The following is a 13,933-nucleotide window of genomic DNA, read 5'->3' on the forward strand; positions in this document are numbered from 1 at the left end:
CACGCGGCGCCGACTACCTGATACTCCTCACGTAGTCGACGTCTAACAGGAAGTGCACATGGACGAATGTCATGAGTCGCGGAATCCGAACGGCCTTGGCGGCGCCATGGGACGTGGTGTCGAGGCTGCGGCCGTCTCAACGCCGGGTACGGGCGGCGACCCGGCGCGCGATGCCGAGGAGCCCTACACCCTGACGACGGCTGATGAACCCGAGGTCTACCCGGACGACGCCGACTACGAGCCGCTCTGATCCCCCGTCGGGCGGACACGACGGCCCTGCTGGCCGTGTCACCGGCCCCAACCCCCCTAGGGAGACCCATCGATGAAACGGCCACGACGAACATCACCGACCGCCTGGCGGCGGCGAAGAGTACCTGTCGCGATGGTGCTCGGCCTCGCGCTGGTAGCCACTGCGCTCGCACCAACCGGCACGAGCGCCGCCGCCGCGCCGTCCGCGGAACCGGCCGGACCGGCTGGCAAGATCGCGGCGTCGCTGCGGAGCACCTTCGAGAAGTCGGCGGGCGACCGGCAGGATTTCTGGATCAGCTTCGGCAGCCGCGCCGACACCAGTGGCGCTCGTGACATCGCCGACTGGGCCGAGCGCGGCGCGTACGTCGTCGATCACCTGAAGAAGGCGGCGACGGCCGCGCAGGCCGACACGATCAAGACGTTGAAGGCCGCCGGTGTCGATTACGAGGCGTTCTGGGTGAGCAACGCGATCCGGATCAATGACGGTGACTACGGGCTCGCGCAGGTGCTGGCGGCCCGGCCCGAGGTCAAGACCGTCTTCGCTCCGGTGACCTACGAGCAGCCTGAGCCGATCGACGAGCGCGTCAGCTCGTCCCGGCTCGGCCTGAACGAGGTGGCCACGGCCGAGTGGGGTGTGCTCAACATCAAGGCCGATGAGGTGTGGCAGCAGTACGGCGTGCGCGGCGACGGCATCGTCGTCGCCAACGTCGACACCGGCGTGCAGTTCGACCACCCCGCCCTGATCAGGAGCTACCGCGGCTACGACGCCGACAAGGGCACGATCGACAACGACTACAACTGGTTCGACCCCGCGACCGGTACGCCCTTCCCCACCGACGATAACGGGCACGGGACACACACCATTGGCACCATGGTCGGCGACGACGGCGCGGCCAACCAGGTCGGCGTCGCGCCCGGCGCCAGGTGGATCGCGGCTCGCGGCTGCGAGGCCAGGACCTGCTCGGACGTCTCCCTGCTGGCGGCCAGCCAGTGGATGCTCGCGCCGACGCGAATCGACGGATCGGGGGCCGACCCGGCGAAACGGCCGCACATCGTCAACAACTCGTGGGGCTCGGAGAATCCGTCGAACGACCCGTTGATGGAGGACGTCCAACGGGCGTGGGCCGATGCCGCCATATTCGCGGTGTGGTCCAACGGCAACAGCGGGCCCGGCTGCAACACCTCCGCCACACCCGGAAGCCGCACCATCAACTACTCGACCGGCGCCTACGACTCGAACAACAAGATCGCCTCCTTCTCCTCCCGAGGAAGTGGCCAGGACGGTGAGATCAAGCCGAACATCTCCGCGCCCGGCGTCGACGTGCGCTCCGCGTGGCCCGGCAACGAGTACTGGGCGATCAGCGGTACCTCGATGGCCGCACCGCACGTCTCGGGCTCCGTGGCGCTGCTCTGGTCCGCCGAACCCGAGCTGCGCGGTGACATCGACGCCACCCGCCGGCTGCTCGACGACACCGCCACCGACACGCCGGACACCCAGTGCGGCGGCACCGACGACGACAACAACGTCTACGGCGAGGGCCGCCTCGACGCGCTGAAGATGGTCAAGGCCGGTAACCCGGCCCCGACCGGGACGATCACCGGCACCATCACCAACGCGGACACCGGCACAGCCGTTCCCTCGGCCCGCATCCAGCTGGTCAACGGCGACCTGGGCCGCTCCGCGCGGACCGGCGCCGACGGCACCTACACCGCCAACATCGCGGCCGGTGACTACCAGGCGACCGTGTCCGCGTTCGGGTTCAAGACCACGACGGTGCCGATCTCGGTCATCGCCGGGCAGACCACCACCACCGATATCGCGCTGCCCACGGCGGATGGGTTCACCGTGTCCGGCAAGGTCGTCGACCAGCGGACCGGCAAGGGCATCCCCGATGCGAACGTCACCCTTGCGGGGTCCCTCTTCGCCGGGGTCACCGCCGCCGACGGCTCGTTCACGGTGCCGAAGGTGCCGGGACCGGCGCGGTACCAGCTCACGGTCGACGCCGGCGCCTGCACCAGGACCACGCACCGCTCGGTCATGGTCGAAGGTGACACGACGGTGCCGACGGTAGAGATGACCCGCGTGCCGGACCAGCCGGACGCGGATGGGTTCGGAGCGCCGTACGGCTACACCTGCGTCGCCGAGCCCGCGACCTGGGTCGGCGGCACCACACCGGTGACGTTGCCGCCGGCGGACTCCTACGGCTTGCTCGACCTTCCCTTCGAGTTCACCTACTTCGGCGAGCAGTACCGTCGCCTGGGCGTCTCGGCGGATCACGCACACGTGACGTTCCGGCCTGAGCAGAACACCGTCAGTTGGGGCAGCGCCATGGTGCAGCCTTACGGTTGGCCGTTCTTCCGGGGCCGGGACGAGGCCATCCTGACCCGCACGGCGGGCACCGCACCGAACCGGACCTTCACCGTCGAGTGGCGGGACTTCTGGCTCGCCGGCTTTGGCGAACCAGTTGACCAAATGAGCGTTGCGATGACGCTGCACGAGAACGGCGACATCGTCTTCGCCTACAAGGACATCGACCCGGACCGCCCGAGGGAGCGCGGGCTTGCCTCCACCGTGGATATCACCGACCACAGCCCGGACGGCCGAGCCGTCTTCCGTACGCACCTGTTGGCCACCAACCTCGACCCGGTGCTGAGTGACACGAAGCAGTTCAGGTTCGAGCTGCCGCCCAACGGGCTCGTGGCTGGGCGCGTGCTCGACAAGACCACCCGCAAGCCGGTGCCCGGCGCCGCCGTCGACCTGCTCAACTCCTCGGGCGGCCGACTGGTGAGGAAGACGACCGACGACAACGGCGAGTACCGCCTGCAGCTCATGACCGGCCGGAAGTACTCCGTCGCGGTGCACAAGACACCCGGCTATGAGGTCCCCGACCCGGTGGACGTCACCCTGACCACCGACCGGCAGGTAATGCCGCTCACCACCACCCTGCACGGCGGTGGGATGGCGCTGTCCGCAAGCGGCGTGACCATCACGCCGAAGAGGCCGGTCACCGTGACCCTGACCAACAGCGGCGACCGGCAGTTGACCTGGCGGGCCACCACCCACTCGGCAGAACCGACCCCCGCACCGGGCAGCCTGCTCGCCTCGGTGAGCACGAAGCCTGCCGAACCGATCGGCATGGTGGCCGTTGACGGCCGCTCGTGGGTCTCGACGTTGGGCGTGCGGAACACTCTCGTCGAGTTGCAGGACGGCCATCCGACCGGCGCCGAGATCGACCTCGCGCCGCTCGCGGCGTCGTACAACATGACCGTGCCGGAGGTGATCCTCTGGGGCAACATGGCATGGATTCCCAGTCGGCACTGGCTGTGTGTGTTCCCGTCGTACATCCGGCCGGAGTCGATCGCGTGCGTCGACCCGACAACCTCCCAGGTCAAGGCGAAGATCCCGACCGGGATCGGTCCGGGCAACCAGATCATCGGAATGGCCTACGATCCCGAGCGCGATCTCTTCTTCGTCAACTCCTCGAGCGGCGGTCTCGGGTCCAGGATGAGGACCATCGCCGGAATCGACCACCCCGAGCCCGGCGCGGTCCAGCGCACCTGCGCGCTGCCCTACAGCGCCAATGGTCTCGGCTACAACGTCGCGTCCCGGATGTCCTCAAGCTACCTGCACCAGCGCACGGGTAACGTGGTCCGGCAGTTCGATCCCGAAACCTGCGGCACGATCTCGCAGTTCCCCGCCGGCTACTGGATACCCGGTGCCGTCAACTCCGGCGGCCTCGACGCACGCGGCAACCTCCTGTTCGCACACTGGGGCGCGGGAACGACTAGCACGATGCAGACCGACGACCCGAGTAGCCAGGCGTTCCCCTGGCTGCACGTGTCGACCACCTCGGGCTCGCTCAAGCCGCGCAAGAAGGAGAAGATCCAGATCTCCGTCGACTGGGCCGCCGTACCGGCCGACGTCACGAGCGTGCGGCTCGTCCTGCGCGGGAACGGAGGCGCCAACACGGCGGTGACCCTGCCGATCACCCTGCGACGCTGACCAGTCCATCCCACGGCGCCCCGGCCCTCGCGGCCGGGGCGCCGTCTACCCGTTCCGCGGGACCAGGCCGGCCTGGACGGCCTGGACCGCCAGCGCCGTGCGGGTGCTGACATCCAGCTTGCGCATCGCCGAGTTGACATGCCGGGCAACTGTCTTCGGCGACAGGAACAGCTCGTCGGCGATCTGCGGGTTGGTGCGGCCGCGCACCACCAGCCGGACCACCTCCAGCTCTCGCGGCGAGAGCCGGTCGCCGTAGCTCTGCCGCCCACCCCACCACGGCCGGCGTACCTCGACACCGTTGCGGCGCAGCGTGTTCATCACCCGCACGGCCGCACCACGAGCGCCCAGGTCCGACAGTCCCTGGAAGGCGGTGGACAGCAGGGCGATCCCGGCTTCGGCCTCGCCCGCCGCGAGCAGGCACCCGGCCTGGCGCTCGCGCGCGAGCAGCGCGTCGTACGGTCGCGGCAGGTCGTCCCAAGCAGTGGCGGCGGCGGCGAAGGCGGCGGCCGCTTGCATCGGCTCGCCCCGGCCCTCGGCCAGGATCGCCTCGGCGGTGGCCAGGCCCGCCGATGGTCCCGGTGCGCCGACGCCGCGCAGCCCGCGCGCGAACTCGGTCACCAGCTCGGCGGCCTCGCCGAGCCGACCGGCGGCGATGAGCGCATCCACCCGGACGGGAACCAGATCGGTCGCCCAGAGCCAGGTCTCCTTGTGCGCAATGATGTCGATCGGTTCGCGCGTCAGGGCGAGGGCGTCATCGAGGCGGTCGTCGGCGAGCCACAGCTGGGCCAGTGCGGCCGCCGGCGCGGCTATCCACTCCTCGGCGGCGCGCCGGCGCATACCGTCCTGGACAATCTTGAGGTGCTCCTCGGCATCCTTCGTCGCGTCGTTCGCGGCCTCCAGGAGCCCGATGACCAGCATCGCCTCCAGCTTGGCCAGCGGCTGCACGTCCTCGCTGCCGGCGAGCCGGCGGGCCCGATCGGTGAGGCCGTCCCACGCGCCGGTGAAGTAGTCCAGGTGCAGTTGATTGACCAGGGCCGTCGTTTCGACCCGCAGATGGCTCCTCCGCTCGGCCAGCTCCAGCGTCACGCGCAGGCGCCGCTCCGCCTCGGCGTACCGCCCCCAAAGGATCGCCACATTGCCGATGTTCAGGTTGCCACGGCTGATCTCCCACCACTCCTCGGCGGTGCCGGCGTCATCCGGGATCTCGGCGGCATCGGCCCATCCGGCCGGGTCGCCCAGCAGAAGTAGCGCGTTCGCCCGCTCGACGGTCATCCGCAGTCGATCGGCCGGCGCCACCGCCGTCATCCCCTCGGCCGCCCGGCGTAGCCACTCGCGGTGTGTCGAGGCGGGCCAGGCGGCACCGTGCGGCCAGCCGAGGGTCAGCATCGCACGGGAGGCCCGCACCGGATCGTGGGTCAGTTGCGTGACCGCCCGCTCCAGCTCCGCCCGGCCCGCGTCGGTTTCCTCCTCCATCAGGATCAGCAGCCGGCCGAGGTGGTAGCGGATCTCCGCCTCCACACGCCGATCGCTGAGTCCGGACCCCAGGATGCGGCGAAGCGTGTCCACGATCTCGCGGTGACGGGGCATTCCGGTGAAGGACACGTACGGAAGCTTGTCCAGCAGCCGCACGACCGTGGCGGCCGGCAACTCGGCCAGGGTGATCAGCTCGTGCAGCAACCGGCCGGCCGACGCATCGTCGCCGGAGACCAGCGCGAGGTCGGCGGCCCGCTCGGCGTGCCGGCACCAGCGGCCGGTGTCGCCCGCCTCGCGGAAGTGGCGGGCCAGGCGGGCCTCCGAGGTACCGTCCTCCAGCGCCTCACCGGCTCGCCGGTGCAGGTCACGGCGGAACGGCGGTGGGATCGACTCATAGACCGCCCGCTCGTGCAACGCATGCCGGAACGCCACCAGGCGGCGCTGGTCCTCGGCGAGCAAACCGGAGCCGAGCGACCTGACCAGCCCGGTACGGACACGCTCGGCCGGCAGCCCGGTCACCAGGGCCAGCGTGGCCTCGTCGGCGGGGTCGGCGAGCACGGCGGCCGCCTGGAGCACGGCCAGCGCCTCGGGTTCGAGCCGCGCGATCCGCTCCAGCACGGCGTCCCGGATGGTCGGCGGCACCGCGATGTCGTCGAGGTGTCGGCGGAGCCACTCCCCGCGGCGGTGGGTCAGGTCGGCCCGGTCGTGCATCAGCCGGACCAGCTCCTCGACCGCGAGCGGGACGCCCTCGGTGCGCTCGTAGATGAACTGGGCGAACGCCGGGGACAGCTCCCGGTCTTCGAGCATCGAGGAGACCAGCCGTGCGGTCGCCGCCAGGTCCAAGGCGTCGATCGGCATCCGGTGGTGCGTGGTCCCGGCCGGGACCCGGGAGGACAGCCGGCGCACCAGCGAGTCGTCCGGCAGGTCCTCCGGCCGGTAGGTGAGCACCAGGCTGAGCGCCCGCGACGACCGGGCCGTCAGGAACAGCAGGAACTCCAGCGTGACCTCGTCGGCCCAGTGCACGTCCTCGACGACGAGGACCTCGACTCCCAGCCGGTCGACCAGCTCCGCCAGCGCGCGGAACAGCCGGTGTCGCGCGGCGGTCGTCTCTGCCAGCGGCTCGGGAAGGGGCGGCAGGTCCTCGCCCCACTCGGGGAAGACCGGCCGCAGCGCACCGGCAAGCGCGGAGAGCCCCAGCCCGCGTACGCCAGTGGTGGTCTGCCGCAGCGCGTCCACGATCGGACCGAGCGTGAGCGACTCACGGAACGGCGGGCACGCCGCGACGGGTATCACCCGCCCGTCGGACTCCAACCCGACGAGAAGCTCCCGGAGCAGCCGGCTCTTGCCGATCCCCGCCTCGCCCTCCAGCAGCACCACAGCGGGCGGACCGGACAGCCACAGCCGTAGCTCGGCGATCTCCTGCTCGCGGCCGACCAGTTCCGGCTGCCGGGGTCCGACCCGGCCACCCCTCGGGACAACCCCTTGAGACATCCGCACGACTCCCATCTCTCGACCCGGTGGAAAGATCGTCGGCAGAAACTCCTGGTAGACCTACACCCTGTACGGCCCCGCGTCCAGACCGCCAGCCCGATATTGGACAGCTCGGCGGTCCGGTCCCGTACGCCCGGCCAGGCCCAACCGGTACATCGCTCGATGCCTCACCCGCCGACGCACCGCTGTGCGACCACATCTGAAACGCGCTCGCATCGCCCAGGCGGAAGCAGCCGACGAACTCGTCGAACGAGGTCCGCAGCGGGGCCGGTGTCTCGGAGCTCGTGAAATTTCAGGCCGGTGGGGTGTTCGCCTTCCGCCGGTCAGCGGTGGCCGACGACGTTGACCACCTTGCCGTCCGGGTCGCGGACGAAGAAGCGCCGGACGCCCCACTGCTCGTCGGTGATCGGATGCACGATCTCCGCGCCCGTCGCGCGTACCGCCTCGTAGACCGCGTCGACGTCATCGACTTCCACGCTGAGGTCCGGGTTCACGGGGCCCGTTGCGTCTTCGGTGATGAGGATGACCTGGGCGGTGGGGTTGGCCGGTGAGACCAGGTTGACCACCCAGCCCAGGTTCATCTCTTCCCGGAAGCCCAGGAGCTGGTAGAAACCGCTGCTCGCCACCGGGTCGGCGGTGCTGATGTCGGGGACGGCACGGCGAATCGTCACGCCAGACTCTGGGGGTGCCTGGCGAGGGCGACGAACGCGCGCCAGGCGGTGGTGCCGAAGGTCAGGGCGGGGCCGGTCGGGTCCTTGCTGTCCCGGACCCCGACCACGCCGGGCAGGTTGTCCGCCACCTCGACGCAGGAACCGCCGTTGCCGCCGGAGCGGGTCGACTTGCGCCACCGGGCGCCGGTTAGCTCCATGATTTCGCCACTTCCCTGATCAGTTCGAGCGACGGCCGGAGCGGAAGGGCGTGGTTCCGCACGACCTCCCACATCCTGCTCAGATTAGCAATGTCGTCGGGGCGATCGACGAGCTGTGCTTTGAGCTGGTTGTCGGCATGCCCGAACCGGCGGTTGTCGGGGAGGTCGGCCAGGATGAACTGGCCGGCCATTCCCAGATAGATCCCGGTCGACGCGGGCACCACCTGCACCTGGACATGCTCCAGCTCGGCCAGCTCGATGATCCGCTCGATCTGCTCCCGCAGCACCTCCGGCCGCTCCGGCACCGGCCGGCGCAGCACCGCCTCGTCGATCACCGCGATGAACAGCGGTGGCTTCTCCCGGGTCAGGATCGCCTGACGGGACAGCCGGGAGGCGACGTGCCGGTCGATCTCCTCGGCGGTGAACCGGCCACCGGCCAGCGTCGCCCGGGCGTACGCCTCGGTCTGCAACAGCCCGGGCACGTAGGCCGGCTCGAACCAGCGGAGCATGACCGCCTTCCGCTCGATCTCGATCCAGTCCTGCAACCAGATCGGCGCGGCGTCGAGGCCGGCGAGCTTGAGCAGCAGCCGGCTGTACGTGCCGCCGGTGGAGAACGCCTTGTCGATCGCGGCGACGTAATCGGCGGTCGGCGGCCGGTGCCGGGTCTCCACCGAACTGACGTGGGTCGGCGAGAACTTTATGGCGCGTGCCCACTCCTCCTGCGTCGCGCTCCGGGACGTCCGTGCCTCGATCAGCTCCTCGACCAACAGGTCGATCGCGGTACCCACTACGCACCCTCCACTCATTTCCGGTCGTCGACTACTCGATCCACTCACGACTACGCGCCGCACGTCGCTGAACTGCGCGAACGTGCCGCAGACCTATCGACCGTAGTCGCATCCACAGCAGACTGTCACCAGCGGAACCGCTCGGGGTGGCACTGGAACGGGCGGAACCGCGCGGGGGCCGCCGGGGCCTTCCCCTTCCCGAGGCGGCCCCCGCTTCCAGACCGAGCGGAGGAGGTCGCGGGATGCGACGGCTGCTACGACGTACGACGCCGAAACGGCACCGTCGGGACTGGCGCCGGCTCTGGCGTTACTGCCGGTGTGGGCTGCGCTGGCGGTGCCCGGACCGGCTGGCTGCGGCGCCGCCGACACCGGTCCCGCCGCCACCCCCGGCGGCCCGGCCAGCCCGCGCCACGAACCAGCGCCGTGGCTGGGACAGCGCCACCGGCAACCGGGTGGTACGGGCCAGCCGACCCGTCGGTGCGCGGGTGGGTCGGACGGGCGTCACCCGGCTGCCGAGCGCGCGATGATCGCGGTTCCGCCCGCACGACCGCCTCACCTGCCGCGCCGGCCGATCTGGCTCTGCCGGGCCTGTGCGGCGGAATGGCCGTGCCTCACCGCCCGCACGCTGCTGGTGATCGAGTACGTCGTGGATCCGGTCGGGCTGTCGGTCTACCTCGCCACCATGCTCCAGGCGGCGTTGCGGGACCACCGGCTGCTCAACCCCGCGCCGGGTCCGGATCCGGCCAGGATGTACGCCCGCTTTCTCGGCTGGGCGAAGCCGCGCCTCGACATCGCCCGCAACCAGCTCGGGGCCGGCGCCGACGGCAATCGGCGCCGGCCCCGGCCGGATCAGGACGGTGAGGCGGGGATCAGCGCAGGCTCACCCCGGCGGCCGCCGCGCGGCGCTCGCCGTCGGCCTTGAGCTTCGCGGCCCTGTCCAGGTCGGCCTGCGCGACGATCACCGAGCCGAACGCGCGTACGGCCTGGTAGTAGGTCCAGGCCAGGCTGTAGCAGGCCGGGCGGACGAAGGCGTTGTACCTGGCGCAGGCCCGGCGCAGGTCCTCGTAGAACGCGCTGTCCAGCCGGGCCTTGTTCGGGTCGAACTGGCCGACCGCCTTGTAGTTGCGGTAGCCGAAGTCGTGCCGGTAGCAGGAGAGTGCGAAGTTGAACCCGAGCGGGTTGTCCGGGCTGGACGAGCAGTAGTCGGTGCTCCAGTTGAAGGCGTACTCGGCCCAGGCGGCCCGGTTAATGCGGGCGGAGTTCCAGGCGGTGTAGCTGCTGGCGCTGGTCTGGGTCCAGCTCGACAGCACCGAGAGCTTCTGTTCGGGGGTCACCGCGGCGGCGGCGGGTGCGGCGGACCCGAAAACCGCCAGGACCGCGAACGTGCCGGCGGTCAGGGCGGTGAGCAGGCGACGGGACATGGTGGGTACCTCCGGATAGGAAGGGCTCCCTCGTGGGGCGCCCGGCGGGGCAGAGTTGTCACCGGTAGGCGATCTAGGTGGTGACAGTCTCGGGGCATCGTCGCCCGCCGATCTCCATCCGACCTCTATTTTCGACAGGCGCCAGAACGGACGAATGCTCCGAGGCGTCGTACGCCCCGGAGCATCCGCCCGTCAGTGCCGGCTGGTTCAGTGCCGGCCGGTTCCGCTCAGCGGAGTACGAACCACGGCGGGCTGGGCTGGCTCTCGTTGGCCAGCCGGTCCAGCGCGGTCACGTAGTAGCTGTACCGGCGACCCGGCTCCGCCGTGCGGTCCAGCCAGGACTGCACGCCCTTACCGTCGGCCCGGACGGTGCCGACCAGGTTGCCGGCGTCGGCGAAGCCGCACGAGCCGGGCACGTCGATCCCGTCGAACCGGTAGATCGCGTACGAGCTGGCCTGGCCGAACGGCCAGAGCCCGTCGGCCGGCTGCCGCCAGCGCAGCCGTACCCCGTCGGCCTGCCGGGACGCGCCGGTCAGCACCGGGAACATCAGCGGCCTGGCGGCCAGGTGGGGCATGGTCGGGATCAGTGCCGGCCGGGAGTAGTGCTCGGCGGCGTAGATGTCGGTGGCGCCGAGCTTGTTGGCCCGGACCTGCACCGCGCTGAAGTGGATGTTGCCGTCGACCTGCGGATAGTCCCGGTTGAAGGTCAGGTGCCGGGACATCTCGGCCGGGTCCTGCCAGGCCGCCGGCTGGGCCGGCTCGCCGATCTTGTAGTCCGCCTGCCCGATGTAGAGCTGCACCCGGGTGCCGGCGACCACGTCCGCCCACCAGGGGACCAGCTTGGCGTAGTCGGCCACCGCGAGGCCGATGTTCCAGTAGACCTGCGGCACGATGTAGTCGATCCACTCCTCCTTCACCCACTTGCGGGTGTCGGCGAAGTTGGCGTCGTACGACTGGGTGCCGTTGGTCTCCGAGCCGAGCGGGTCGGACGAGGCGTTCCGCCAGATGCCGAACGGGCTGACCCCGAACTTCACCCACGGCTTCGTCGCCTTGATCCGTTGGCTCATCTCCTGGATCAGCAGGTCGATGTTGTGCCGCCGCCAGTCCGCCTTGCTGGCGAAGCCGGCACCGTACTCCTCGAAGGTGGCGTCGTCGGCGAAGTCCTGCCCGGCCGCCGGGTAGGGGTAGAAGTAGTCGTCGAAGTGCACGCCGTCAAGGTCGTACCGCTTGACCGCGTCGAGCATGGCGGTCTGGACGAACTGGCGTACCTCCGGGATGCCGGGGTTGTAGTAGAGCCGGGAGCCGGCCGCGTTGACCGGGTAGGCGACGGCCCACTCCGGGTTTTCCCGGACCGGGTGGCCCGGGGCGAGCTTGTCGATGTCGGCGCCGGCACCGTCCGGCATGGAGATCCGGTACGGGTTGAACCAGGCGTGGAACTCCAGGTTCCGCTTGTGCGACTCGGCGACCAGGTACGCCAGCGGGTCCCAGCCGGGGTCCTGGCCACGCACCCCGGTCAGGAACTCCGACCACGGCTCGTGCGGGGACGGCCAGAACGCGTCGGCGGTCGGCCGGACCTGTACGACCACGGCGTTGTGGTTCAGCCGCTCGGCCAGGTCGAGCCAGCCGGTGTACTCCGCCTTCTGGGCGGCGATCCGGTCCGGCGCGGTGTACGAGGCCTTGGTCGGCCAGTCGATGTTGACGACGCTCGCGATCCACATCGCCCGGAACTGCCGCTTCGGGGTGGCGGGATCGGTCGCGCAGCCGGTGTTGCCGGTGCGGGTGGCTGCGCTGGCGGTGGTGGTGGGTGTGGCGGTTGCGGGTGTGGCGGTGGCGAGCGAACCGAGCAGCGCGGCTGTCAGCCCGGCGGCTACAAGCCGATATGGCTTCATGCGGTGCTTCCCTTCACTGGGGCTCCCCGGGGGCGGGGATGGGCACGGCGGCATCCGGTCGGTGTTTTGTACCGACGCGCTAATGCCGCTGGAAGGAAATTTTCACACCGTCGCCACCGGCGCAACCTTCGATCGACCACCGGCGCTCCGCCGTACGGTCCGGCGCGCCCACCCGGGGCGTGTCCTGGGACCGGTCGGTACCGCCTCAGTCGCCCTCGGTCAGCGCCGCGACTCCGGCCAGCGCCGCCACCCTGACCAGTGCCTCGATCCGGCCCTGCGCTTCGCCGTCCCGGCCGAGCCGCTCGCCGACGATCCAGACCCACTCGTCCTGGTAATAGTGTGAGATGTCGTGCCGGACCTGCTCGACCCGGAGCCGGAGCGGGTAGCCGCCGTACCGCCAGTCCTCCTGGCGAAGCTGGAGTACCGTCCCGGCAGCCAGATCGGGAACTGCGGGCAGCGTGGTCACGGCACCTCCAGGCGACGGGGAGAGTTGCGGGAGCGCGCGGCTCGGTAGGCGAATGACCGCATCTGTCGTCACAGCGTGCTAATTCGGCGGCACCCAGCGCAATGTATCTAAGCAAAATTTCAACTCGATGCATGGCGGGACGCCCGGCCACAACCCGGCCGGTCGGCCCCGATCCGGGCAGGTGGTCAACCCGGTGCGATGATCCCGGCTATGTTGTGGGCGTGCGGGCGGGGGCGGCGATGAGGCGGGGGCGGCGATGATCCACTTTCCCGCCATCCGCAGGGGCCCCCTGCGGGCGCTGGGCCAGCGGCTCGCCGCCGCGATCGGCCTCGTCCTGCTGATCGTCGCGGTCGTCTATCTCGACCGGGACGGTTACCGTGACCTCAACGAGGACGGGGTCACCCTGCTCGACTCCTTCTACTACGCGGTGGTCTCCCTATCCACCACGGGATACGGCGACATCACGCCGGTGACCGAGGGCGCCCGGCTGATCAACGTCCTGGTGATCACCCCGGCCCGGGTGCTGTTCCTGATCATCCTGGTCGGCACCACCCTGGAAGTCCTGACCGAGCAGTACCGCACCAACCTCCGCTTGACGCGGTGGAGGAGGACAGTGAAGGACCACGTCATCATCTGCGGCTACGGCACCAAGGGCCGTAGCGCGATCTCCGCACTGCTCGAAACCGGCTTCGACAAGCAACGGATCCTCGTCGTCGAGCGCAACCCGGCGATCGTGCGGCAGGCCAACTCGGCCGGACTGGTGGTGGTCGAGGGGAGCGCGACCCGGTCGTCCACGCTCAACGAGGCGCACGTCCGGCACGCGAAATCCGTGATCATCGCGACCGACAGCGACGAGGTCTCCGTACTGGTCACGCTGACCGTACGGCAGCTCACCGCCGGCCAGGTCCGGATCATCGCCGCCGCCCGGGAGGCGGAGAACGCCCCGCTGCTCCGGCAGAGCGGGGCGCACCACGTCATCGTCTCGTCGGCGACCGCCGGCCGGCTGCTCGGCGTCTCCACCTCGGCCCCGCCGCTGATCGACGTCGTCGAGGACCTGCTCACCCCGGGCCAGGGCATGGCGCTGGCGATGCGCTCGGCCACCCGGGACGAGGTCGGTGTGTCACCGCGCCAGCTGGAGTCCCTGGTCATCGCGCTGGTCCGGCGGGGCAAGGTGGTCTCGCTCGCCGACCAGGCCGCCACCGCCATCGAGACCGGTGACATGCTGGTGTACGTCCGCGACGACCGCTCCAGCAGCGCCACCGCCGACCCGGCCCGCTGACGATCC

The 13,933-nt window shown here is 70.3% G+C and carries 12 protein-coding genes; 5 read left to right on the forward strand and 7 right to left on the reverse strand.

From position 1 onward, the window contains the following. Window positions 1–58 precede the first annotated feature (58 nt). Window positions 59–250: a hypothetical protein gene (locus tag ABNF97_RS06090; protein ID WP_349337906.1), complete on the forward strand. Its 192-nt coding sequence runs from the start codon at window positions 59–61 to the stop codon at window positions 248–250. A 132-nt stretch (window positions 251–382) separates the two neighbouring features. Continuing rightward, complete coding sequence (locus ABNF97_RS06095) at window positions 383–4,252, forward strand: S8 family serine peptidase (RefSeq protein WP_349337907.1); 3,870 nt, start codon at window positions 383–385, stop codon at window positions 4,250–4,252. Window positions 4,253–4,297: 45 nt separating this feature from the next. Here the strand turns inward: ABNF97_RS06095 and ABNF97_RS06100 are convergent, their stop codons facing one another. The 4 genes from ABNF97_RS06100 to ABNF97_RS06115 form a co-directional block, all read right to left on the reverse strand. Further along, window positions 4,298–7,216: an ATP-binding protein gene (locus ABNF97_RS06100; RefSeq protein ID WP_349337908.1), complete on the reverse strand. Its 2,919-nt coding sequence runs from the start codon at window positions 7,214–7,216 to the stop codon at window positions 4,298–4,300. Between the two features lie 323 nt (window positions 7,217–7,539). Then, window positions 7,540–7,887, reverse strand: a complete 348-nt coding sequence (locus tag ABNF97_RS06105; protein ID WP_130465137.1) for a VOC family protein — start codon at window positions 7,885–7,887, stop codon at window positions 7,540–7,542. Next, a complete protein-coding gene (locus ABNF97_RS06110) occupies window positions 7,884–8,084 on the reverse strand; it encodes a DUF397 domain-containing protein (protein WP_130465136.1) in 201 nt (66 codons plus the stop codon). Before ABNF97_RS06110 ends, ABNF97_RS06105 begins: the two co-directional genes overlap by 4 nt. Next, a complete protein-coding gene (locus tag ABNF97_RS06115) occupies window positions 8,075–8,872 on the reverse strand; it encodes a helix-turn-helix domain-containing protein (RefSeq protein WP_349337909.1) in 798 nt (265 codons plus the stop codon). Before ABNF97_RS06115 ends, ABNF97_RS06110 begins: the two co-directional genes overlap by 10 nt. A gap of 242 nt (window positions 8,873–9,114) precedes the next feature. Between ABNF97_RS06115 and ABNF97_RS06120 the strand changes: the two genes are divergently transcribed. Together ABNF97_RS06120 and ABNF97_RS06125 are read left to right on the forward strand one after the other, a co-directional pair. Beyond that, the gene (locus tag ABNF97_RS06120; RefSeq protein WP_349337910.1) at window positions 9,115–9,399 is read left to right on the forward strand and encodes a hypothetical protein; all 285 of its coding nucleotides are present in this window, start codon (window positions 9,115–9,117) and stop codon (window positions 9,397–9,399) included. Then, window positions 9,396–9,794, forward strand: coding sequence for a hypothetical protein (locus ABNF97_RS06125; RefSeq protein ID WP_349337911.1), 399 nt, complete (start codon window positions 9,396–9,398; stop codon window positions 9,792–9,794). Before ABNF97_RS06120 ends, ABNF97_RS06125 begins: the two co-directional genes overlap by 4 nt. Here the strand turns inward: ABNF97_RS06125 and ABNF97_RS06130 are convergent. The 3 genes from ABNF97_RS06130 to ABNF97_RS06140 form a co-directional block, all read right to left on the reverse strand. Then, window positions 9,742–10,293, reverse strand: a complete 552-nt coding sequence (locus tag ABNF97_RS06130; protein ID WP_349337912.1) for a phospholipase — start codon at window positions 10,291–10,293, stop codon at window positions 9,742–9,744. The genes ABNF97_RS06125 and ABNF97_RS06130 overlap by 53 nt on opposite strands. 227 nt (window positions 10,294–10,520) lie before the next feature. Next, window positions 10,521–12,182: a glycoside hydrolase family 10-like protein gene (locus ABNF97_RS06135; RefSeq protein WP_349337913.1), complete on the reverse strand. Its 1,662-nt coding sequence runs from the start codon at window positions 12,180–12,182 to the stop codon at window positions 10,521–10,523. A gap of 205 nt (window positions 12,183–12,387) precedes the next feature. Continuing rightward, window positions 12,388–12,648 carry a hypothetical protein gene (locus ABNF97_RS06140; protein ID WP_349337914.1) on the reverse strand — a complete coding sequence of 87 codons (261 nt, stop codon included), beginning with the start codon at window positions 12,646–12,648 and terminating at the stop codon, window positions 12,388–12,390. Between the two features lie 256 nt (window positions 12,649–12,904). On the opposite strand from ABNF97_RS06140, the gene ABNF97_RS06145 reads away from it, so the two are divergent. Further along, on the forward strand, window positions 12,905–13,927 hold the full coding sequence (locus tag ABNF97_RS06145) for an NAD-binding protein (protein WP_130465131.1): 1,023 nt from the start codon (window positions 12,905–12,907) through the stop codon (window positions 13,925–13,927). The last annotated feature ends 6 nt before the right edge of the window (window positions 13,928–13,933 follow it).

The organism is Plantactinospora sp. B6F1, from assembly GCF_040120695.1.
In the GTDB taxonomy this organism is placed as follows: Bacteria; Actinomycetota; Actinomycetes; order Mycobacteriales; family Micromonosporaceae; genus Plantactinospora.

Excerpts from the sequence above, each read along its gene's own strand:
- ABNF97_RS06120 (WP_349337910.1), top strand. The coding sequence starts at position 9,115 with ATGCGACGGCTGCTACGACGTACGACGCCGAAACGGCACCGTCGGGAC.
- ABNF97_RS06100 (WP_349337908.1), bottom strand. The coding sequence starts at position 7,216 with ATGTCTCAAGGGGTTGTCCCGAGGGGTGGCCGGGTCGGACCCCGGCAG.
- ABNF97_RS06130 (WP_349337912.1), bottom strand. The coding sequence starts at position 10,293 with ATGTCCCGTCGCCTGCTCACCGCCCTGACCGCCGGCACGTTCGCGGTC.
- ABNF97_RS06125 (WP_349337911.1), top strand. The coding sequence starts at position 9,396 with ATGATCGCGGTTCCGCCCGCACGACCGCCTCACCTGCCGCGCCGGCCG.
- ABNF97_RS06135 (WP_349337913.1), bottom strand. The coding sequence starts at position 12,182 with ATGAAGCCATATCGGCTTGTAGCCGCCGGGCTGACAGCCGCGCTGCTC.
- ABNF97_RS06145 (WP_130465131.1), top strand. The coding sequence starts at position 12,905 with ATGATCCACTTTCCCGCCATCCGCAGGGGCCCCCTGCGGGCGCTGGGC.
- ABNF97_RS06110 (WP_130465136.1), bottom strand. The coding sequence starts at position 8,084 with ATGGAGCTAACCGGCGCCCGGTGGCGCAAGTCGACCCGCTCCGGCGGC.
- ABNF97_RS06095 (WP_349337907.1), top strand. The coding sequence starts at position 383 with ATGGTGCTCGGCCTCGCGCTGGTAGCCACTGCGCTCGCACCAACCGGC.
- ABNF97_RS06090 (WP_349337906.1), top strand. The coding sequence starts at position 59 with ATGGACGAATGTCATGAGTCGCGGAATCCGAACGGCCTTGGCGGCGCC.